Source organism: Crenothrix polyspora (assembly GCF_900163755.1).
GTDB classification, from domain to species: Bacteria; Pseudomonadota; Gammaproteobacteria; order Methylococcales; family Methylomonadaceae; genus Crenothrix; species Crenothrix polyspora.
Genome location: NZ_FUKI01000121.1, coordinates 1 through 19,872 on the forward strand (window position 1 = coordinate 1; position 19,872 = coordinate 19,872).

A 19,872-nucleotide genomic window follows, 5' to 3' on the forward strand; every position below is an offset into this window, starting at 1 on the left:
CATAGGTTTTGTCAAAACAAATAACGGTATTCTACAGAATCCCCGCACTTTTAATCACACCCCGTCCAGGCAGATAAAGATAACTGCCTTGCGCTTTGGAAATGGTCACTGTGTCGCCGGGGTTTAAGTCATCGTATACCCAGTTGCTAAATTGGCCGTCCGGCAGACGGCGAATATGAAACTCCAAAAACTTGTCGGGATGCGGTGTATTGGCAATGGAATAACTGCGTGTCAAACCATCAGCGCGTTTTAAATTAACAAACTGGCCGGCAGAAAAATTAAAGTCGTCTTCGTGTGTTAACAGCAAACGGATAATGTCTGTTGCCAAACGCTGTTTCTCAATAACGCGGACTGTGCTTGATGCCATTTCCTGATTGGGTAAAGTGATTGTCATATCTTGTTCAGGATGACAAATACACGGCAAAAAGTAATTTTGCTTTTGCAGCGTGTCTTTAATACCGGCCTGTGCTGAAACAGGTGGAGGGTTATTCAGGCTACGCATTAAACAGGATTGGCACACACCTTGTCGACAGCTATGGGGTATTTGTCTATTGTTGCGCAACAAAGTATCCAACACTGTTTCGTGCGTTTGACAAGTCAATGTGTCTTCGCCTAATGTGATATTAACCATATTCTCCACCTGTAGTAGCTTATTGCCCTAAAACATCAGCGCGAACGCTTTCTGCAATTGCCGTTGCTTCAGCGATTAAATCAGCAGGCACGTTGAGCTCTTTAAGGGTGGCATCGAAGTTTTCCATCACGGCATCAAAATGGCTATCGTTTAAACCCATGCTGACAAAACGGGCGTGTGCGGTACGCATATCAGTACCGGTGTAATTGTTTGGGCCACCAAATGCCATCGTAAAAAAAGCTTTTTGTTTGGCGATTTGCTTGTCCATATCGGAATTACCAAAAAAACGGTTGATGCGATAATCTTCCAGAACTTTACGGTAAAAAATATCAACAGCGGCATTAACAGCAGCTTCTCCGCCAATTCTGTCAAACAAAGATGTCGGTGCTGTCGTTTCTTCTGTTTCGCTCATGGGTGTGTCCTGTGTGTTATAGTTTTGTGAGAGTGGCGAGTCAAAAAAATGGCTCAGCGCAAGTTTATAACAGATGGTATTTTCGTGCTAGTTTTGTGGGTAAAGCGCCACAGGGTAAACGCATTTGACTCGCATAGTTAATCTTCATTCAGCTCATGTACAACGGGCAATAATCCACTCGCGTGTCCTAGACTCAGTCAATTTTATTTTGGCGAGTGTGAATTTTAAAAAACCGTTCGTGGTGAGCTTGTCGAACCATGAACCACAAGTCCTTCGACAAGCTCAGGACGAACGGAGTATTTTATAGTACTCGACAAAGTAAAAATGACTAAGTACTAGGTCAACTCCACGTCGCTATAAAATAGGGCTACCTACTTAAGGCGAGGCACGGTTAAGCCGATCATGGTTCGACAAGCTCACCACGAACGGCTTAACCTGAAACTGCCCCGCCTTAAGTGGATAGCCTAAAATAGTAATGCTTCGATTGCCCCTCCCTCTGTTCGTTTGATTAAGGTATTTGTTTACAAAAATACTTTAAAAAAATCCAAAAAAAATTGCCATGAAATAAGGCGCAATGATTTTGTTAAGAATTGTTAAGAATGGCATAAAATAACTTTACAATTATTTTCATATCTTATACCCTGTAAGTATTGACTGATAAGCCGCGTTAATTATTCATGAAATTTTTTTTAAAGCCCCGTCATTCAATAATTTTTTGATTATTATGCTTATGCTTATGCTTATGTTTATGAGCTAGATAAAATAATCATATATATCAATAATAAAATAATTTTTAACCTCTGTTTACTACGCTAAATAGCAGTAATAATTTTGCATTTGGCCGCCTATTTTATCCGTTAATAGTGGCAAAAAGAGAATTAGCTTACGCATATAAACGTTAAAGCTGAGGGTGAAATAATGCGTTGTAAGGAATAAAAAAATCATCCCAATTTCAGTCTTCACTATCATCATAAGGAGGTGATCACACTAGAGAGTATCACTAGTACATCAAATCGTATAAAAACAGGATAATAAAAATCTTCAAATCATGAATGAAATGCTGATTGTGTACAGCATAAAGCTAAATTAAAATCCTGTTGACTTCCAATTTGGTGTACTAGTCTTAAAAAGGAAAGTTACAGTAAGGATGCCATTTGTTACCTAAGAAGGCTACCAACTTACCAAGAGACAAAATGTAGGTTGGGTTGAACGCTTTTATCAACCCAACATTCCCAAGGTATTGCAAATGTTGGGTTACCAAACAGCAGGCAGCCCAACTTACTTGAATGTTATTATTTTTTGTCCCGCTTTAAGTTGGTAGTCGTTACCTAAGACCAATGGAGAATTTGAAGATGAAAAACGCTGCAAAACTTTATTATCAGCAGAAGCTGTTTGTCATGCTCGTAGCCATTACCAGTATTAATGCACAGGCTCATTCTACCTATGCAAATACCAGGCAAACTTTGCCATCGCTACCTGCGGTCGTTCCTGTCGCAAGCTTACCGGCTACGGTTTATAAATCCCCTGAAATTATTAATCAATGGGTTGCACAAGATAAAAAAGATTTGATGAAAGCACACGCATGGGAATTATTCATTGCTGCCATGCAACCGTTGTACAAAGAAAAAGACGCTACTATTCGTCTGTTTGATACATGGCATTCGCTAGATGAAGTTGTTCCGCCGATTGGTGCGCCAATTGTCGGATTTAACAAATCCGGTGCCGGTACTACACGTAAAACCAATACAATGGGAAATTTAGACGTGCCGGAACAAAGCGCACACTCTCACGCCAGCGCACTTGCTATTACTTTAAAAAATGCCCCACCTGACACTAATACCGGTCGCGATTACCTTGCTTTTTCTGAAGCTTCCGTCAGTGACGTTAAATACAATTTAGAGATTGGTAAATTTGTTGAGAGTCAGCTGATGAATACCAAAGTGACACCATCCGGTGAAACCGTGGTGGTCGGTTACAATCTTAACGCAAGAATAGTACCTAACAGTGCTCAGTCAGTTATATTTGATGATACCAAAGCGGTGATGATAAAGCCCGCCTTTACTATTATCAAAGGTAAGGGGCCAACTGTTATTGGGCGCTGGGATGAAAACATTAATGTGACCAATCCTGACTCTATTGCCACAGCACAATTACCCGGCCATGCCAATACATTAGTAGCAAGTGAGCGAACATGGCGCAAAGAAGCCATTATCTATCCTAGCAATAGCTCAACATGGCCAGAACCTACCACCTATTATGGCCGAGATGGCCTGGAAATTGACCCGCCCAGTAATGAGAATGGGCGTTTAATGGCATTTAATTTATCAGATTTTCATTACATCAAATTAACCCAGGCACAAGTTGATTCATTAAAAACCGGCATCTTAAAAGAACTCATGGGGCCTAATATTGACAATATTGAAGTGGGCGATTATGCCATTTTAACGTCTTTTCATATTTCCACCCGCGAGATTAATGATTGGACATGGCAAACATTTTGGTGGCAACCTACCGGCAGTGAGTCACTGTATCAAAATGGTGTGCAGTTGCATCAAGAAGTGCTATTTAACACAAATCCATTGTATAAACCGTTAAAACATTTTAGAACCGGCGTGGGTTACAGCTACGCAACAGCCAATAAGGAAGCCGTTATTAACGCCAATCCTTATCTTGAAGGCAGTTTTGGTATGTTGAAAGGCTTAGAGACAGTATTTGGCGCAAAAGCTGACACTAATAGCGTCAATATCTTTTTGCGTGATGAAAGTAATCCGGCTAATCCCATGCCGTTAAGTTACGATGGCGTAAATTATGTGCATACACCGACTTTCGGTTTAAAAACTAATTGCGTTACTTGTCATAGAGCCGCTGCTTATCCTCTGGACTCTTACGGTACTTTGCCAGCCAGCACAGGCGGGATTTATCCTGATTATGGCTTACTGAAAGGCAACGAAGATTTGTTTGTTAATCGCGTAACAACCGGTTTTTTATGGGGTGTTGTCAATAAAATAGCAGAAAGAGAAGCAGACGTGAACACCAAAATAGAGGAATAAAAGCTGCACTGCAATTTGAACACCGCTTCACATATTGAGTAGATATTAATAAGCACAAAAATATCTGCTCTATATTTTGAGGTCAGGCTCTGTGTGATAATCAGGCAGAGCCTGCCTCTATTTAGTGTAATTAACGTAATATGAAAATGCTGTATGATTACGGGGTTGTAAATTTTGTAGTGTGTCTACGCTTGGCTAAGCTCATGCAACTGCATATTAATAATCTTTAACGCTGCCAAAACCCCAGCAAACACCTGGTTGGCATGTACTGCACGGGTTTTACGCAGTTCACCGCCACAATCCCAAGTAATCACACACTCAGTTAACGCATCGGTATGGCCACCTTTGGGGATACGCACTTCGTAATTGGCCAAAGTTGGCAGTGCATAATTGTGCGACTGCATCACTTTGCTGATAGCATCCATAAACGCAGAAAAACCACCATTGCCTGATCCAGTCATAGTATGCTTAGCACCGTCTATGCTAACGCGAATACTGGCGGTGGATTCCAGATTAAGGCCACTGGTAATCGAGCAGTTGAGCAGCTTGATGTGCTGGTAATCTTTGCTTTCCAGTACATCGGCAATAATAAACGGCAGGTCATCGGTGGTGATGGTTTGTTTGGAATCGCCGAGGCTGACAATACGCTCTAACACTTTTTTCTGATTTTCTTCCGATAAATTCAGATCCAGTTGTTCCAGGTTTTTCTTGAGCGAGGCTTTGCCGCTCATTTTACCCAAGGCGTAGCTGTGTGTGCGGGAGAAACGTTCGGGTCTTAACTTGGTTTTATACAAGCCACCTTTCTGGTCACCGTCGGCATGAATCCCCGCCGTTTGCGTAAACACGTCCGCGCCGATAATCGGGGCATTAGCAGCAACGCGTTTGCCGGAAAAATTTTCCACCATATTGCTGACATGTGCCAGATGGCTTTCATCGATAGCGATTTGCAGACCCATTTTATCGCGCAATACTACCGCGACTTCCGCCAGCGACGCATTACCGGCTCGTTCTCCCAAGCAATTAATGGTGCAATGTATGGAGCTAACACCTGCCCGAACCGCCGCCATGACGTTGGCTGTCGCCAGGCCGTAATCGTTATGTGGATGAAAATCAAATGCCAGCATCGGATACCGTGTACACATATCGCCTAGGCTCACAAAAACTTCTTCGGGCGATAGCACACCCAGCGTATCGGGAAGCATAAAGTGACTGATACCCGTGTGTTGCAAACTGTTCATCAATTCGTAAACATAGTCAGGGCTATTTTGATAGCCGTTCGACCAGTCTTCCAGATAGACGTTGACGGTGAGATTTTTTTGCAACGCGTAGTCAACGGTGCGGATGATGTCGTCGGTATGTTGGGCGAGCGTTTTACCCAGTTGTTCGCGGCAATGTTTTTCGCTGCCTTTGGTGAGTAAATTAATAACGTTACCACCTGTTGCTAGAATCCAGTCCACGCTTTTGGTGTGGTCTACAAACCCCAGTACCTCTACGCACCCAGCAAAACCGGCTTGTTTTGCCCAGGTGTTAATGCTGGTAACGGCTTCTTTTTCACCTTCCGAAACCCGCGCCGAAGCGACTTCGATGCGATCAACCCGCAACGATTGCAATAACGCCTTGGCAATGCTGACTTTTTCAGTGGGGGTAAATGATACGCCCTGCGTTTGTTCGCCATCGCGCAAAGTGGTGTCCATCAGCTGGATTTTTCTGGATTGTGTTGACATGATTACTCTGTAAGCCAGGTATGTAGATGCCTAAACTCTGCTTTTATTTAGATTTTAGGGTCGGAATATCAAGGTCTTTGCATATCTTAACAGCAAGAAACTCGTTGATTTCACGATGACGAGGGATTGCCGTGATTTTGCGTGTTAAAGGATTGGGATAAACAGTATGGTTGGCACCTTCACGCACTAATTGACAGTTGTGGGCTTCAAGATAGCGAAGTAAATCAATCCGCTTCATGCCACCAGCAAAAACGGTTCACGAATAACCTCAATACCTTGTAACTCTTCTTCAGCCAATGCACGGTTTGCTTCTAATACTAAGGTGACGGCTTCGGCTAAATTAGTGCGGGCTTCTTCGAGTGTCGCGCCCTGGGTATTAGCTCCGGGCAACTCCTCAATAAAAGCAACATAGCCTTCAGGAAATTTACGAAATACGGCGGTGAAATGATTTTGCATGATTTGTTTCCTGTGGGTGCAATATATAAAGTGGCGTTAATGTTGGGTTAGAACGGCATCAACCCAATCTACAACGGCAGTCACCTAGGTTTTAAAAAGTGAGTGTAACCGCTCGGCCATGCTATCCCGAATTTCTATGGGTTCGAACAACTGCGCCGGATACAAATAATCTTCACCCGAATCATCAACAATTCGCAGCATACCACGGCTATCTATCTCTTCAACGACTTCATAAAGCCTTCCAAGAGTTAAATCATCGGTTGAAAAATCGCCCAAAGAGGTATTTTCCATGCAAACTACAAATTTCATAACCACCTCTTTATTTTTAGCTTAACTTTTCCAATACCATGCGCTTCATACCAATGAATTTCTGCCTTAACAACCGACCCATCCGGTAACTCTATTAGCGTAATGCCTTTTTTCTTACGCCAATTCCCGTAACCATAACGTTCCCGTAATGATGCCAATTCACGGATGCCATGACCTTCTGCAATAGTTTCAACTGCAATTATTTCGCCTATAAGCTTGATCATTGATCATTCGGCGAAGCTACGGGCTTCCTTGCCCTTTGGGTTGTATTACCACCGATCAACTAAGCCCACAACCACGGATAAGTTTTTTTATGCTGCTGTTCATACGCAGTGATTTTATCGACATGGATTAATGTTAAACCAATATCATCCAAACCACTCAGCAAATTGCCCTGACGGAACGGATCAATATCAAACGTAAAGCCGTTGCCAGCCGGTGTGGTAACTTGTTTGTTTTCCAGATCAACTAGAAACTTAACGCCTTCATTGGCATTGATTTCAGCCATCAGCTTATCAAGTTGCTTTGGACTGACGACTATCGGCAAAATACCGTTCTTAAAACAGTTATTGTAGAAAATATCCGCATAACTGGTGGAGATAATGGTGTTAAAACCATAATCGGCAATTGCCCACGGTGCGTGTTCGCGGGATGAGCCGCAACCAAAATTGTCGCCTGTCACCAGAATTTTCGCACCCTTAAAAACCGGCTTATTCAATTCAAAGTCAGGGTTGTCGCTGCCATCGTCATTAAAACGCCAGTCGTGAAAAAGATGTGCGCCAAAACCACTGCGTTCTACTTTTTTCAAAAACTGCTTCGGGATAATCTGATCGGTATCTACATTGCTGCGGTTCATTAACGCAGCGATACTTTCGTGTTTTTTGTATGGTTCCATCGTGCTTATTCCCGTTATGCCAGTTCGCGTATGTCAACAAAATGCCCAGCTGCGGCTGCCGCTGCGGCCATCGCTGGCGATACCAAATGGGTACGTCCACCTTTGCCTTGTCGACCTTCAAAGTTACGGTTAGAGGTTGATGCACTGCGTTGGCCTTTGGTCAGCTCGTCGCCGTTCATCGCCAGACACATGGAGCAACCTGGATCGCGCCATTCCCAACCGGCATCCAGGAAAATTTTGTCCAAACCTTCGGCTTCCGCTTGCGATTTAACATGATAAGAACCGGGTACCGCAATCGCCTGTACGCCAGCGGCTACTTTAGTGCCTTTGGCCACTTCAGCGGCAATGCGAAAATCTTCGATACGGCCATTGGTACAGGAGCCAATAAACACCAAGTCGATGGCGATGTCAGTCATTTTGGTATTGGGGGTTAAGCCCATGTAGGCCAACGCACTTTCACAGGCTTTGCGCTTGCCTTCGTTGTCAAAGCTGTCGGGTGACGGCACAGAGCCGTTAACGCCAACCACTTGTTCGGGTGAAGTTCCCCAGGAAACTTGCGGGGCAATATCAGCCGCATCCAAAGTGATGACGGTATCAAATACTGCACCCTCATCGCTAGGCAGACTTTGCCAGTACGCCATCGCCAGATCCCAGTTTGCACCTTTGGGTGCGAACTCTTTACCTTGTAAATAAGCGTAGGTTTTTTCATCAGGAGCCACTAAACCGGCCCTGGCACCGGCTTCAATGGCCATGTTGCACAACGTCATACGGCCTTCCATCGATAATTCTTTGATGGCATCGCCTGCGTATTCAATCACATGGCCATTGCCACCGGCGGTACCAATTTTACCGACAATCGCCAAGGCAATATCTTTCGCGGAAGAATACTTGGACAGCTTACCATTGACTTGTATCAACATGGTTTTGGATTTTTGCTGTGGCAGCGTTTGTGTCGCCATCACATGTTCCACTTCCGATGTGCCGATACCAAACGCCAAGGCACCAAAAGCGCCATGCGTTGCAGTATGGCTATCGCCGCAGACTACGACCATGCCAGGATGTACAAAACCATGTTCCGGTACGACAACATGAATTACGCCATTATTAGGGTTTTTCATGTCGTACAGATTGAGGCCGTTTTCCAGGCAGTTTTCCGCCATCACTTCAATCTGCTTTTTGGCGATAGGATCGGCAATCGGTAAATGGCGGTTTTTGGTCGGCACACAATGATCCATCGTCGCCAAAATGCTGTGCGGGTTACGCACCGGACGACCGCTGAGTCGCAGGCCTTCAAAGGCTTGTGGGCTGGTGACTTCGTGCATCAAGTGGCGATCAACATAGATTAACGGCGCTTGTCCTGGTACTTCAACGACCAGATGACTGTCCCAAATCTTTTCGTACATGGTTTTTTTCATAATAATTCCAAAGCTGACAGAGGTCATGGCGAACGGTGAGCAATGACGTGCATAGGGTAATCGGTAGCATAGGCATGGTAACGTTGCATTATCCCTCAAGTATGGCGAGTTTGGCAATGCGGTAAAAGTCGTCTTACCTGCTTTGATATTTTATTTTGCTGACACAAAAAAGGGCGACACTTCAAAAATGTCACCCTTTTTGATATAAAGCGAGGCGTAAACCTCGCAAATATATGCTTAACGTTTTGAGTACTGAGGACGCTTTCTGGCTTTGTGCAAACCAATTTTTTTACGTTCTACTATACGTGAATCACGAGTAACAAAGCCCGCTTTTCTAAGTACTGGGCGTAGCGTTTCATCGTATACCATTAAGGCGCGGGTAAGGCCGTGGCGAATTGCACCCGCTTGGCCGGATGGGCCGCCGCCTTTGACAATCACATTAATATCGAATTTGCCTTCCATTTCTACGGATTGCAATGGCTGGCAAGAAACCATTTGGTCAGTTTTGCGACCAAAGTATTCCTCAAGCGTTTTCGAGTTAACGGTGATTTTTCCGGTGCCTGATGTGGCATAAACACGCGCAATTGCACATTTACGACGACCAGTTCCATAATATTGAGTTGCTGCCATTAGAGTCTACTCGCTTATAATTCTAAAACTTTTGGCTGTTGAGCCTGATGATCATGTTCAGGGCCTGCATACACTTTCAATTTCTTGAACATGGCACGTCCTAATGGATTGTTTGGTAACATGCCTTTAACCGCAGTATTAATAATGCGATCAGGAAATGTTTGTCTTAATTTACCAAGACTTACGGTTTTTAAATTACCGATATAACCTGTATGGTGCTGATAGAGTTTGTTTTTTTCTTTATTGCCTGTAACGCCAATTTTTTCAGCATTAACAACAATAATGTAATCACCTGTATCAACATGTGGTGTGTATTCTGGTTTATGTTTACCACGAAGACGCAGTGCAATCTCAGAAGCAAGACGACCTAAGGTCTTTCCTTCTGCATCGACGACGTACCAATCGCGCTTAACTTCTTCTGGTTTTGCACTAAATGTTTTCATTCGTTACGTATGTATTGCTGTTAAAGGCTAAATAAAAGACCTCTAATGATACTAAATATTACCAAAGTTTTCAATTTTTTTTATGGATGCGCAGTAAATGTAGGTAACTGTGTTACACCTTAATGTTTAACGAGTGCAGTTTTCTATACAAATGAGTGCGCTCCATGCCCACGGCAGTAGATAATTTGGCGACACTGCCGCCAGTTTTTTCAAAATGGTATTCTAAATAGGCTTTTTCAAAATGGTCTCTGGCTTCTTTTAAAGGCAGATTAAAAAAATCCGGTACAGATGACGATGATGCAAAATCGCTGACCACTGTGCCTAAGGCCGATTTTACTTCAGCTAATTCAATGTCTTCACCTACACCCAAAATCATTAACCGTTGTACTAGGTTTTTTAATTCCCGTACATTGCCGCGCCAACTGTAGTTACGTAAAAAATTTTGCGCGGCCATTGAGAAACGACGAAACGATAATTTTTCTTGGTTGACGAAATAATCTACATAAAAAGCCAATAACCCAGGCACATCCTCACCGTGATCTCTCAGTGGTGGGATATCAATAATAACTTCATTCAGTAAATAATACAGGTCTTGCCGAAAGCGTCGCAGCCTAATTTCTTCCTCTAAGGGAATGCGTGTGGAGGTGATTATTCTGACATCAACCTGTACAGCAACGCTGCCGCCTACCCGTAAAAACGTACTGGATTCCAGAGCACTTAATAAGCGCGACTGGGTTTCTTTATCCATATCACCAATTTCGCCCAAAAATAACGTGCCTTTGTGCGCTCTTTCTAATAAGCCAACATGGACTCTGCCATTATCTTCTTTGCCAAAAAACTCTACGGCAGAGTTTTCCGGCGAAATACTGCCAACGGCAACATCAATAAACGGACCATCGCGGTGCGAGCTGTTGTTATGTAAATAACGGGCGTACATTTCTTTACCAACACCTGCTTCGCCGGTAAACAAAATACGCGCGTCGTGTTGTGCTAAGCGTTTAAGATGATCTTTAGTGCGGGCAACCGTAGCGCTTTTACCCACGGGTTCAATATCAGTAACCAGTTGTTGCTTAAGACCCGCATTTTCAATTTGCAGATTACTGGCTTCCAGGGCTCTTTCAATAATCAGCAATAATTTAGCCAGGGATAGCGGTTTTTCAAGAAAATCATACGCACCCAGACGGGTGGCTTCAACAGCGGTTTCTACCGAGCCATGTCCCGACATCATCACCACAGGACACAATGACGCATCTTCTGCCACCCACTCTTTTAACAAGGTAATACCATCGGTATCTGGCATCCAGATGTCTAATAAAATTAAGTGCGGAATTTTGGCTTGCTTCAATAGCTGTGCAGTGCTTGCATTTTCGGCGGTGTAAACCTCATAGCCTTCATCTTCAAGAATTTCACATACCAGACGGCGAATGTCAGGTTCATCATCGACGACTAAGATGCGGGAGTTTTGTGTATTCATGATTTCTCTGTTATTTCAAAATTGTGAGCCGGCAGTTGCACAATAAAACCGACACCGATATTCCGCGTGCTATCGACCCATATTGCGCCGCCGTGTTGTTCTATGATTTTTTTTACTATCGCAAGCCCAAGACCTGTGCCCTTAGCTTTGCTTGTCACATAAGGTTCAAACACTGTTTCCAGTTGTTCATTTTTAATGCCAGGGCCGTCATCATACAAACCAATTTCTATAAAATCCGTGTTATTTTTTTGGACACGATGCACGATAACATCAATTTTTCCGTTGTCATCGATGGCTTCTAAAGCGTTTTTAAGCAAATTGTGCAGCACTTGGCGCATACTGACCGGATCGCCTTTAATAATCAATGACCCTGCCTCATCATAGTCTACTTTAAATTTTACACCAGGCCGTAAGGTATAAAGTGCTAGAACTTCTTGTACCAGCATTGGCAGGTTGATATCCACGGTTTCTTTTTTAGACGGCTTGGCGTATTCGGAAAAATCATCTACCATTTCCTTCATCGCTTCAACCTGTTGAACGATAGTTGCGGTAGAGCGTTGCAAAATATCGGCATCTGCGGGGTCTAATTTGGCAGCTAATTTGTGCTGCAAGCGTTCGGCAGATAATTGTATCGGCGTTAATGGATTTTTAATTTCATGCGCTAAACGCCGTGCGACTTCACCCCAGGCGGCGTTTTTTTGTGCTTGCATTAAAGTGGTTACATCATCGAATACTACCACCGCACCAACCCGCACGCCTAATTGAGAAAATAACGGCGTACCTCGGCATAATAGCTCTTGTCTACCATTGGGGCCTAAAAAAGCAATCCGGTGCTGCCAAATATCATCGGTTTGTACTAAAAGTCGCTGTATGGATTTAAGCGGCTCGACCAGCTCCGAGTAAATCTGTGCCACTTCCAATAAAGTTTGGCCAATAAAGTGGCTGACATGCACATGGAAAATTCGGTAGGCCGCTTGGTTAGCGGTACGAATTCTGTACGCCTCGTCAAAGCTGATCACCCCTGCGGTTAAATTTGCTAATATGGTTTCAAGGTAAGCACGTTGATTTTCAACAATAAAACCTGCTTGTTTGGTTTCATCACGCGCCATCGCAATGCGGTGCGTCATGTCGTTAAAAGACTCCACCAAAAATCCCAAATCGTCTTGGGACATAACCGGCAATTGCTGGTCGTAATGCCCAGAAGCCACGGCCTGAGTGCCTTTAACCAACTCCTTAACCGGCGCAATAATATTACGGATACTGATAAAGGCAACCCAAATCGCTGCTAGCATGCTCATTAACAACACCAGCGACAAGGCCAAAGAGAAGCTTAATTTTAGTGAATCCTTTAAAAAATTCATCTCACGGTAACGCACAAAAGCAAATTCAACCGAGTCAGCCAAATCAGCAATACGGGGAGGTACGGGGTATAGCGCTTGTAAATAGTAGGGCTCTTGCGCTTTAATAGTGACAATGACACGTATCGTTAATTCATCATCACGTACCGGCGCTAAAGTGGCAAACTCGCCATTGCGGCGTAATTGCAGCCAAGCGTATTCATCGGGTAAATTAGGTAAAATATCGCCTAAATTGGCGCTACTGGAGGCAATAACACGGCCTTGTCGTGAGAATAATGCCATTTCCGAGGCACCGGATTGATCGCGTAAATTTTCCATTTCAAAAACCGCCATGTTTTCCGAAGTGGCTTCCAGCGTGTCGGCCAGTTGTTGCGTTTGGCGCACATGCCAGCGCATCCGTTGATCAAGCGAAGTTTGACTCAGTTCCAGCGCATCTTCCATCGCGCGATCTATCTCGACATATAACCAGCTATCCAGGCCGCGATGTAAAAATTGCATGGAAAAATAAAATACAATAACCGCCGGTACCAATGCCAGCAACACAAATAACGACACCATGCGTGTGGTTAACCGCGATCCTGCCTCGCGTTTTTTAAATTGCTTGGTAAGCGAATAAACGTTAGCACCCACCAAACCCAGTAATACCACAGACCCCGATGCGTTAACAAGCAATAACCAAGAGTACATAGCGTTGAGTTCTGATGACTCCTGTGTCGCTGAACTCATCAGTTGTAACGACACTAAAATTAATCCAAACAAGATTAAAATAAATACGTTAACAGGTAACTTCATTTTGTTAGTGGACATAAATACCAGTCACTGGAAAGATACCACTGAGGATTAAGGTAAGCTATGGGTTGTAATGGCAATGGTAACGCATTACGATTAAATACCACTCTGATAGCAGCACGGTAGTGATGCGCATTAAGGTCGATACGCTCGCGGGCGAGCAGTGGAAAATTATGTAGGTTAGACATTAAATCCAGTGCCGCCGCGAAAGTAGCAAAATTATACACCTCACCGCTGCTTTGGTTTTTTACCCGATACATGTTCAATAAAGCATGGTATTGAATACGATAGCTTATCTCTTTATCAATTAAGGTTTTATTCCACAAAATATCGCGTTGCTGTTGCAGTTCAATTTGTATTATCCAGAACAAAGCTACCCCATGCTGTAAGGCATTGAGCGCTTTTTTGCTAAAGTGATAGTTTATGTTAGCAGACAGCACGTAATTGCCGTCTTGCAGAGCAAGATTGGCATGTTTGATGGTTGATGCGGCATCGGTAGCATGTAGCGATGTTGATAATAGCGATAAAACCAAGCCCAGAAAGCAGTAGAATTTACGGTTTGATAGTGTGTTTTGTTCACGAAAATGACAAAAAATACTCATAACACAATCAATGCGCTAAATGCTCGCACAGTACGTAAAAACTGCCAATATACTATTGCTTGTATAGCGTGTTTATCTGCCAAATTGTTCATGTTTTCCGTGCCTTTTTTTGATTTCCGTGGACAACGTCAACTATTGTTTTTTAAAACGCGCATAATAAAAGCCGTCCATTCCTAAGTCGCCGGTGATAATTTGTTTGCCCACAGGCCTAGTCACACCCCAGGCAGAGGTAATCGGCCATTCGATAGCGTCAGGATGAGTGGCTAAAAATGCCGCAGCTTGCTGTTCATTTTCTTGTTTCAGTACGGAGCAGGTTGCATACACCAAGGTGCCGCCTTGCGCCAATAGCGGCCAGATAGCCTGCAATAGCGCTTGTTGCAATGCTTGCAACGCAGCAATATCGTCAGGCCTACGCAGTAATTTAATATCAGGGTGTCTGCGTATAACACCTAAAGCCGAGCAGGGTGCATCCAATAAAATTCGCTCGAATAGAATTTTATCCCACCAATCTTGTGGCCGCGTTGCATCTGCAATAATCTGTGTGGCCTGACACTGTAGGCGCTGTAAATTGTCGCTGACACGCCGCATTCGTGTTGCATCAATGTCGATAGCGACCAATTCTTTCACGTCAGGCTGGGTTTCTAAAATATGCGCGGTTTTACCGCCAGGTGCTGCACAGACATCCAATACCCTGTCGCCTGCCTGCACATCTAATAGTTCAGCGGCCAGTTGCGCGGCACAATCTTGTACCGAAAACCAGCCCTCGGCAAAGCCAGGTAATAATTCCACGGCGGCAGGCTTATCCAGTGTTATTGCGCTTAAGCACTGCGTTGCAATAGTGGCGGAAATAGTATGCAGGTTTAATTGCTGTAGGTAATCGTCACGACTGATTTTGGACAGATTAACCCGCAGACTCATCGGCGCTTGCAGATTATTCTCAGCAAAAATCTGTGGCGCATGTTCCGGCCAGCTGTGGGTAATTTGCTCAAGCAGCCAATCGGGATGGCTTGTTGCCGCCGATAGGTTTTTTTCGGCTTTAGCATCCAGTTTATCTTGTAACCGCAGATAGTTACGCAGTAACGCATTAATCAAACCTTTAGCCCAGGTTTTTTTACCTACGGCTGACACCGTCTCTGAGATAGCGGCATGCGGTTTTACCCGCATAAAAATCAATTGATACAAGCCGACTAATGCCAATGCCTTAATATCCGTGTCTTTTAATGGCTTATCCAGTAATTGGCTAAGAATAAAATCCAGGCGGTAAAAATACCGACACACCCCGTAGCACAAAGCTTGTACAAAAGCGCGCTCTTTAGCGGATTCTAGCTTAGCTAACGCGCTGTCCAGTGCGGTGGTTAAAGACTGCCCGTCGTCTAATACGCGGGATAACACCTGTGCGGCAATGCGGCGTGTACTCACGTCATCAACCTAACACGACATCGTCGACAGCGTGGGCATTAAGAAAGGCATGGATGGGCAAGCGTTTACCGCCGGGCAATTGCACTTCCAATACGCGTAACCAGCCTTGCCCTGTGGCAACTTCCATATGTTTGTGGGTTGCGCTGACCGTGCCAGGGATTTCTTTTGCATTAGAGTCGATGGCCTCGGCTTGCCAGATTCTTAATACCTCGCCTTGGTAGAGAGTTTGTGCAACCGGCCAGGCATTTAAACCTCTTACTTTGCGGGCAATGTCTTGCGCTGAGTGTGACCAGTCTATAATGGCTTCTTGTTTGGATAGTTTTTCCGCATAGGTGACAAGTGTTTCATCCTGTTTTTGCGCCCACAGTAAATCGTTCTTCAGTTGTACCAATACTTTGGAAAGACCGATAGCGCCTAATGTCGATAACTTATCGTGCAAGTCGCTGGAGGTATCGGTGTCACTGATGGGGCAAACTTCTTTGTGCAACATATCACCGGCATCCAGTTTAAGCACCACTTGCATGATGGTGACACCTGTGTGCTTATCGCCAGCCATTAAAGCACGGTGTATAGGGGCTGCGCCGCGCCAGCGCGGCAATAGCGAGCCGTGGACATTAAGACAGCCCAAGCGCGGCAAATCCAATACGGTTTGCGGTAAAATCATACCGTAAGCTACAACGATAATAAGATCGGCGTTGAAAGTCGAAAGTTGTGCCAAATCGTCAGCATTTTTTAACGACAGTGGTTGCAACACCGGAATATTCGCCTGTAATGCCAGTTCTTTAACGGGGCTAAAATGCAACTTTCGTCCTCTGCCTGCTGGACGATCAGGCTGGGTGTAGACCGCACACACATCGTGCTTAGAATCTAACAGCATTTGCAAGCTAGGTACGGCAAATTCGGGCGTACCCGCAAAAACAATTTTCATGACTTGCCTTGACTTTGTTTATGAATTTTTTCCAGCTTGGCTTTAATACGTTGGCGCTTTAATGAAGACAGATAATCGACGAATAATTTACCATCCAAATGGTCAATCTCATGCTGCAAGCACACGGCTAGCAAATCACGGGCTTGCAGCTCAAAAGCGATACCGTCTTTATCTAAGGCTTTTACCGTAATGTGATCCGCGCGTTTTACTTTTTCGTAAAAGCCTGGCACAGAAAGACAGCCTTCTTCGGATTCTTCAACACCGTCTTTTTCAATGATTTCGGGATTAATAAAATATTGCGGCGCATTTTTTTCTTCGCTAATATCAATAACGATAATACGCTGCTGAATATTGACTTGTGTTGCAGCAAGGCCTATGCCGCGTGCCTCATACATGGTTTCCAGCATATCATCAGCCAGTTTTTTGATAGACGCATCGACGACCTTGATGGGCGCTGCTTTTTTACGCAAGCGCTCATCCGGAAATTCGAGAATGGTTAGAATGCTCAACGACTTCTCCACTAAATATAATTGAATGCTGGAATTCTAACTGAATTCATCTAAACTTTGAATTCGTAACCCTTAAAAAGACTCCTTAGGACTCAGATATGGCTTTTCCACCGTGGATAAAATTTATTACGCCCTTGCTGTTGAGTATGAGCGTATGGGCAGAGGATATCCAGCTTAATCCTGATCATCCAAACCAATATACCGTTGTGGAAGGCGATACCTTATGGGCTATTTCAGGGCGGTTTTTACAACGCCCCTCGCAATGGCCTAAATTGTGGCACGACAATAGCCAGATACATAATCCGCACTTGATTTACCCTGGAGACACGCTGTATTTAACTGTGGTTAACGGCAGACCGCAGCTAAGTTTTTCTCAAAATAGCTTGCAAGATCAATCCAATCAAAATAATCTCGGCGCTAGCGTCGATGACGGCGATTGCTTACAACACGAAGATATTAGCACTGGTCGTACCAATTATGCGCGTGCCGTCGATAAATTATCGCCGTGTATGCACATTACTGACATGAAGCAGGCCATTAATATTATTGCTATTGATGAAATTGATCAGTTTTTAACTTCACCGCGTGTGGTCAGTGCAACAGAGCTAAAAAACGCACCGTATATTATTGATTTTGGTGGCGAGCATCTGATTGCCAGCACTGATAACACCGTGTATGTGCGTGGCTTAGTGCAGCCCAAAACCATGACCTACACTATTTACCGGCCGGGTGAACCGTATATTAGGCCAGGCACTCAGGAAATTTTAGGTTACGAAGCCAAATATATCGGCAATGCCAGCTTAAAAGAAGAAGGTAATCCTGCCACCTTAACCATTACTAAAGCCAACAGTGAAATCCGCATAGGCGATCGTATCATGGCTAATATTGAGGAAAATGTCAGCCTAAATTACTTTCCAAGACCACCTGATAGTAAGATAAATGCCAGTATTATTAATGTATTGGGCGGTGTGTCGCAAATTGGTCGTTACAATGTGGTGGTAATTGATAAAGGCAGTAATGACGGTGTTTTGCCAGGGTATGAACTGGATATTTATAAAAATGGCAGAGTCACCAGAGATGCTTACAGCACGATTAAAAACGACGAAGTGAAATTACCGGATGAGTTTGCCGGTACTTTGATGGTGTTTCGCCCGTTTGAGCGCTTAAGCTATGCATTAGTGATGAAAGCCACCCAGTCCATACACGTACTTGATAAAGTACAAACCCCCTGAACACGACCGATTCTCCTGAAGCCATAAAATATTGGCTGGCGTTAATTAGAACGCCAGGGGTGGGGTGTCGAACCTTCACTAAAATTCTGCAAACCCATACGCCTAGCCAATTATTTACCGAATCGGTTACGGTACTGAGTGCATTAGGCTTAAAAACTGACAGCATTGCCGCCATTCAAAAACCGGATTGGCCACGTATCGAACTGGATTTAATCTGGTTAGAAAGCAAAGACCATCATGTCATTACCCTTGCTGATGACGATTATCCTGCGCAACTCAAAGAAATTTACGATCCACCGCCGCTGCTGTTTGTACGCGGCAAGCCTGAGCTGTTATCATGGCCGCAAATAGCGGTGGTAGGTAGTCGTAATCCCTCGACTTTAGGTCTTGAGATGGCATTTGATTTTGCCAAAACGCTGAGTCAATGCGGTTTTGTTATTACCAGTGGTTTAGCTTTAGGCATTGATGCTGCCAGTCATCGCGGGGCATTAAGTGGCCAGGGCTTTACTATTGCAGTTGCCGGTACGGGATTGGATCGTATTTACCCTGCCAAGCACAAAGATTTGGCGCTGGATATTGTTAAAACTGGCGCTATTATTTCAGAGTTTCCACCAGGCACGGTTGCCAAAGCCAACCACTTCCCACGGCGTAATCGCATTATCAGCGGCTTAGCGCAAGGTTTGTTGGTGGTTGAAGCCGCCAGAGACAGTGGTTCACTGATTACCGCACGCATGGCATTGGAGCAAAATCGCGAAGTGTTTGCTATCCCAGGGTCTATTCACAACCCCTTGGCGCGAGGCTGCAATGCGCTAATTCGCCAAGGTGCGAAGCTTGTGGAAACAGTTGAAGATATTCTTGAAGAACTAGATCAATATAATCATAAGGTTGAAAAAATACTGCCACTCGCTATGCAATCAACGCTTGACCTAGAGCAACAAACATTATTGAATCTCATCATGTTTGGTCAAACTTCCGTTGATAACTTGGTTGAAAATACCGGAAAATCGGTGGATGTGATCTCATCAATGCTGCTGATTTTAGAGCTGCAAGGCTATATAGAGGCGACCACCGGTGGTTGCTATACGCGAATAAAATAAGTTAACGTACCCTATGAAAGAAAATATTTTTGATGTCCTGATGTATTTGTTTGAAAACTACATGGAGGATGAAATTGAAATCCTGCCTGACAGTGACGCGGTGCGTACAGAATTATTGGCCGCAGGCTTTGAGCAATTGGAAGTCAATAAGGCTTTTGACTGGCTGGAATCACTGGGGTTTCAAGGTGCGATTAAGCCCACCATCACCTCAGCATTTCGGGTTTTTTGTGCAGAAGAAATCGCCAAGCTGGATATGGAGTGCCGTGGTTTTATCATGTTTCTTGAGCAAAATGGTATTTTAAACGCGTGCAATCGTGAGCTGGTTATTGACCGCATCATGGCTTTGGGTAACGAAGAAATATCAATCGAAAAATTAAAATGGATAGTACTCATGGTGTTATTAAGCCAGCCTGATGAAGAAATTGCATTTTCTCGTATGGAAGATATAGTTTATGGCCTGGTGCCTATTTACTTACACTAATTACTGACCCTCTTGTGC

General features: G+C 44.2%; 21 protein-coding genes. 4 read left to right on the forward strand and 17 right to left on the reverse strand.

The features are described from left to right. Positions 1 to 31: 31 nt before the first annotated feature. A complete protein-coding gene (locus CRENPOLYSF2_RS10660) occupies positions 32 to 631 on the reverse strand; it encodes an FAD-binding oxidoreductase (protein ID WP_087143934.1) in 600 nt (199 codons plus the stop codon). Positions 632 to 650: 19 nt separating this feature from the next. Next, complete coding sequence (locus tag CRENPOLYSF2_RS10665; protein WP_087143935.1) at positions 651 to 1,043, reverse strand: group I truncated hemoglobin; 393 nt, start codon at positions 1,041 to 1,043, stop codon at positions 651 to 653. Positions 1,044 to 2,395: 1,352 nt separating this feature from the next. On the opposite strand from CRENPOLYSF2_RS10665, the gene CRENPOLYSF2_RS10670 reads away from it, so the two are divergent. Next, the gene (locus tag CRENPOLYSF2_RS10670) at positions 2,396 to 4,093 is read left to right on the forward strand and encodes a hypothetical protein (RefSeq protein ID WP_087143936.1); all 1,698 of its coding nucleotides are present in this window, start codon (positions 2,396 to 2,398) and stop codon (positions 4,091 to 4,093) included. Between the two features lie 185 nt (positions 4,094 to 4,278). Here the strand turns inward: CRENPOLYSF2_RS10670 and CRENPOLYSF2_RS10675 are convergent, their stop codons facing one another. The 15 genes from CRENPOLYSF2_RS10675 to def all read right to left on the reverse strand — a co-directional run bounded on the left by CRENPOLYSF2_RS10675 (position 4,279) and on the right by def (position 17,044). After that, entirely contained in the window at positions 4,279 to 5,817 is a 1,539-nt protein-coding gene (locus CRENPOLYSF2_RS10675; protein ID WP_087143937.1) for an alpha-isopropylmalate synthase regulatory domain-containing protein, read from the reverse strand. 43 nt (positions 5,818 to 5,860) lie between these two features. Further along, positions 5,861 to 6,055, reverse strand: a complete 195-nt coding sequence (locus CRENPOLYSF2_RS10680; protein WP_087143938.1) for a type II toxin-antitoxin system HicA family toxin — start codon at positions 6,053 to 6,055, stop codon at positions 5,861 to 5,863. After that, entirely contained in the window at positions 6,052 to 6,273 is a 222-nt protein-coding gene (locus CRENPOLYSF2_RS10685; RefSeq protein ID WP_087143939.1) for a type II toxin-antitoxin system HicB family antitoxin, read from the reverse strand. The genes CRENPOLYSF2_RS10680 and CRENPOLYSF2_RS10685 overlap by 4 nt, the downstream gene beginning before the upstream one ends. An 84-nt stretch (positions 6,274 to 6,357) precedes the next feature. Then, entirely contained in the window at positions 6,358 to 6,582 is a 225-nt protein-coding gene (locus CRENPOLYSF2_RS10690; protein WP_217884096.1) for a hypothetical protein, read from the reverse strand. Then, the gene (locus CRENPOLYSF2_RS10695; RefSeq protein ID WP_087143940.1) at positions 6,579 to 6,806 is read right to left on the reverse strand and encodes a hypothetical protein; all 228 of its coding nucleotides are present in this window, start codon (positions 6,804 to 6,806) and stop codon (positions 6,579 to 6,581) included. The genes CRENPOLYSF2_RS10690 and CRENPOLYSF2_RS10695 overlap by 4 nt, the downstream gene beginning before the upstream one ends. A gap of 59 nt (positions 6,807 to 6,865) precedes the next feature. Next, the gene (leuD, locus tag CRENPOLYSF2_RS10700; RefSeq protein WP_087143941.1) at positions 6,866 to 7,477 is read right to left on the reverse strand and encodes a 3-isopropylmalate dehydratase small subunit; all 612 of its coding nucleotides are present in this window, start codon (positions 7,475 to 7,477) and stop codon (positions 6,866 to 6,868) included. 14 nt (positions 7,478 to 7,491) lie between these two features. Beyond that, positions 7,492 to 8,895, reverse strand: a complete 1,404-nt coding sequence (gene leuC, locus CRENPOLYSF2_RS10705; RefSeq protein ID WP_217884097.1) for a 3-isopropylmalate dehydratase large subunit — start codon at positions 8,893 to 8,895, stop codon at positions 7,492 to 7,494. Between the two features lie 234 nt (positions 8,896 to 9,129). Further along, on the reverse strand, positions 9,130 to 9,522 hold the full coding sequence (gene rpsI, locus CRENPOLYSF2_RS10710) for a 30S ribosomal protein S9 (RefSeq protein WP_087143942.1): 393 nt from the start codon (positions 9,520 to 9,522) through the stop codon (positions 9,130 to 9,132). A gap of 14 nt (positions 9,523 to 9,536) precedes the next feature. Further along, positions 9,537 to 9,965, reverse strand: coding sequence for a 50S ribosomal protein L13 (rplM, locus tag CRENPOLYSF2_RS10715; RefSeq protein ID WP_087143943.1), 429 nt, complete (start codon positions 9,963 to 9,965; stop codon positions 9,537 to 9,539). A 112-nt stretch (positions 9,966 to 10,077) separates the two neighbouring features. Continuing rightward, positions 10,078 to 11,439, reverse strand: a complete 1,362-nt coding sequence (locus CRENPOLYSF2_RS10720) for a sigma-54-dependent transcriptional regulator (protein ID WP_087143944.1) — start codon at positions 11,437 to 11,439, stop codon at positions 10,078 to 10,080. Beyond that, entirely contained in the window at positions 11,436 to 13,604 is a 2,169-nt protein-coding gene (locus CRENPOLYSF2_RS10725) for a sensor histidine kinase (RefSeq protein WP_087143945.1), read from the reverse strand. The genes CRENPOLYSF2_RS10720 and CRENPOLYSF2_RS10725 overlap by 4 nt, the downstream gene beginning before the upstream one ends. Further along, positions 13,586 to 14,188 (reverse strand): DUF4390 domain-containing protein, encoded by a 603-nt coding sequence (locus CRENPOLYSF2_RS10730; RefSeq protein WP_087143946.1) that lies wholly within the window; start codon positions 14,186 to 14,188, stop codon positions 13,586 to 13,588. The genes CRENPOLYSF2_RS10725 and CRENPOLYSF2_RS10730 overlap by 19 nt, the downstream gene beginning before the upstream one ends. Before the next feature lie 132 nt (positions 14,189 to 14,320). Further along, positions 14,321 to 15,607, reverse strand: a complete 1,287-nt coding sequence (gene rsmB, locus CRENPOLYSF2_RS10735; RefSeq protein WP_087143947.1) for a 16S rRNA (cytosine(967)-C(5))-methyltransferase RsmB — start codon at positions 15,605 to 15,607, stop codon at positions 14,321 to 14,323. A 4-nt stretch (positions 15,608 to 15,611) separates the two neighbouring features. Continuing rightward, positions 15,612 to 16,535 (reverse strand): methionyl-tRNA formyltransferase, encoded by a 924-nt coding sequence (gene fmt / locus CRENPOLYSF2_RS10740; RefSeq protein WP_087143948.1) that lies wholly within the window; start codon positions 16,533 to 16,535, stop codon positions 15,612 to 15,614. Continuing rightward, complete coding sequence (gene def, locus CRENPOLYSF2_RS10745) at positions 16,532 to 17,044, reverse strand: peptide deformylase (protein ID WP_087143949.1); 513 nt, start codon at positions 17,042 to 17,044, stop codon at positions 16,532 to 16,534. Before def ends, fmt begins: the two co-directional genes overlap by 4 nt. A gap of 98 nt (positions 17,045 to 17,142) precedes the next feature. Here def and CRENPOLYSF2_RS10750 point away from each other — a divergent pair, with 98 nt between their 5' ends. From CRENPOLYSF2_RS10750 to CRENPOLYSF2_RS10760, 3 genes are read left to right on the forward strand one after another with little or no spacing between them, the layout of a single operon-like run. Then, positions 17,143 to 18,276 (forward strand): LysM peptidoglycan-binding domain-containing protein, encoded by a 1,134-nt coding sequence (locus tag CRENPOLYSF2_RS10750; protein WP_087143950.1) that lies wholly within the window; start codon positions 17,143 to 17,145, stop codon positions 18,274 to 18,276. Positions 18,277 to 18,320: 44 nt separating this feature from the next. Beyond that, on the forward strand, positions 18,321 to 19,373 hold the full coding sequence (gene dprA / locus CRENPOLYSF2_RS10755; protein ID WP_087143951.1) for a DNA-processing protein DprA: 1,053 nt from the start codon (positions 18,321 to 18,323) through the stop codon (positions 19,371 to 19,373). Positions 19,374 to 19,386: 13 nt separating this feature from the next. Further along, positions 19,387 to 19,854, forward strand: a complete 468-nt coding sequence (locus tag CRENPOLYSF2_RS10760; protein ID WP_087143952.1) for a Smg family protein — start codon at positions 19,387 to 19,389, stop codon at positions 19,852 to 19,854. Positions 19,855 to 19,872: the final 18 nt, after the last annotated feature.

What these genes read in the sequence shown, in the direction of transcription:
- CRENPOLYSF2_RS10665 (WP_087143935.1), bottom strand. Translation starts at nt 1,043, where the DNA reads ATGAGCGAAACAGAAGAAACGACAGCACCGACATCTTTGTTTGACAGA.
- CRENPOLYSF2_RS10690 (WP_217884096.1), bottom strand. Translation starts at nt 6,582, where the DNA reads ATGAAATTTGTAGTTTGCATGGAAAATACCTCTTTGGGCGATTTTTCA.
- CRENPOLYSF2_RS10760 (WP_087143952.1), top strand. Translation starts at nt 19,387, where the DNA reads ATGAAAGAAAATATTTTTGATGTCCTGATGTATTTGTTTGAAAACTAC.
- CRENPOLYSF2_RS10725 (WP_087143945.1), bottom strand. Translation starts at nt 13,604, where the DNA reads ATGTCCACTAACAAAATGAAGTTACCTGTTAACGTATTTATTTTAATC.
- CRENPOLYSF2_RS10730 (WP_087143946.1), bottom strand. Translation starts at nt 14,188, where the DNA reads ATGAGTATTTTTTGTCATTTTCGTGAACAAAACACACTATCAAACCGT.
- CRENPOLYSF2_RS10695 (WP_087143940.1), bottom strand. Translation starts at nt 6,806, where the DNA reads ATGATCAAGCTTATAGGCGAAATAATTGCAGTTGAAACTATTGCAGAA.
- fmt (WP_087143948.1), bottom strand. Translation starts at nt 16,535, where the DNA reads ATGAAAATTGTTTTTGCGGGTACGCCCGAATTTGCCGTACCTAGCTTG.
- CRENPOLYSF2_RS10670 (WP_087143936.1), top strand. Translation starts at nt 2,396, where the DNA reads ATGAAAAACGCTGCAAAACTTTATTATCAGCAGAAGCTGTTTGTCATG.
- CRENPOLYSF2_RS10675 (WP_087143937.1), bottom strand. Translation starts at nt 5,817, where the DNA reads ATGTCAACACAATCCAGAAAAATCCAGCTGATGGACACCACTTTGCGC.
- CRENPOLYSF2_RS10660 (WP_087143934.1), bottom strand. Translation starts at nt 631, where the DNA reads ATGGTTAATATCACATTAGGCGAAGACACATTGACTTGTCAAACGCAC.
- CRENPOLYSF2_RS10720 (WP_087143944.1), bottom strand. Translation starts at nt 11,439, where the DNA reads ATGAATACACAAAACTCCCGCATCTTAGTCGTCGATGATGAACCTGAC.
- CRENPOLYSF2_RS10680 (WP_087143938.1), bottom strand. Translation starts at nt 6,055, where the DNA reads ATGAAGCGGATTGATTTACTTCGCTATCTTGAAGCCCACAACTGTCAA.
- CRENPOLYSF2_RS10750 (WP_087143950.1), top strand. Translation starts at nt 17,143, where the DNA reads ATGGCTTTTCCACCGTGGATAAAATTTATTACGCCCTTGCTGTTGAGT.
- rpsI (WP_087143942.1), bottom strand. Translation starts at nt 9,522, where the DNA reads ATGGCAGCAACTCAATATTATGGAACTGGTCGTCGTAAATGTGCAATT.
- leuD (WP_087143941.1), bottom strand. Translation starts at nt 7,477, where the DNA reads ATGGAACCATACAAAAAACACGAAAGTATCGCTGCGTTAATGAACCGC.
- rplM (WP_087143943.1), bottom strand. Translation starts at nt 9,965, where the DNA reads ATGAAAACATTTAGTGCAAAACCAGAAGAAGTTAAGCGCGATTGGTAC.
- CRENPOLYSF2_RS10685 (WP_087143939.1), bottom strand. Translation starts at nt 6,273, where the DNA reads ATGCAAAATCATTTCACCGCCGTATTTCGTAAATTTCCTGAAGGCTAT.